This window comes from Streptomyces sp. NRRL F-2664 (genome assembly GCF_000719345.1).
Classification (GTDB): domain Bacteria; phylum Actinomycetota; class Actinomycetes; order Streptomycetales; family Streptomycetaceae; genus Streptomyces.
Map to the genome: position 1 here is coordinate 1 of NZ_JOFX01000320.1, position 554 is coordinate 554.

Sequence of the window (554 nt, forward strand, 5' to 3'; positions counted from 1 at the left end):
CACCACCGTCAAGACCGCCACGGACATCGTGGCCGAAGCCGTTGCGCAGGGCGTCCTCGGCAAAGACCAGATCGGGGCCGGCCTCAACGACGCGCGCGCTCTCAGTGCAGGACGCCGACAGCATGGCACGGACGGTGTCGGCGAGGGTGGTCTTCGCCGACGGCACCCCCGCCGCCGGATCCACCGCCGAGGCTGATGCGCTGGGCCGGACCCTGACCGCCACCAGCGGCGAGGTCACGGCGGTGCCCTCCTACGGGGCGGGCGGCATCCCGCAGAGCACGGTCCTGACCCCGGCTGCACCGGATGTGTATCCGGGGCAGGAGTTCACCGCAGCCCTCACCCGCGACCTCGCCGGACGCCAGACGGCCAAGACCCTCACCCAGGGCGCGCCCGGCCAGGGCGACACCCGCACCGGTGTGCGCAGCACCTACGATCCGGCCGGGCGCCTGGCGTCGCAGACCGACCAGCTCGGCAACACCACCGCCTACACCTACACCGCCCACGGGCAGATAGCCGAAGCAGCCGTCAAGACCAAGGACGGCGACACCGTCTCC

General features: G+C 72.4%; 1 protein-coding gene. It reads left to right on the plus strand.

What is annotated here, in order from left to right; translation table 11 throughout:
• Positions 1 to 122: 122 nt before the first annotated feature.
• A partial coding sequence (locus IF89_RS48900; RefSeq protein WP_043194941.1) for an RHS repeat domain-containing protein occupies positions 123 to 554 on the plus strand: 432 nt, incomplete at its 3' end.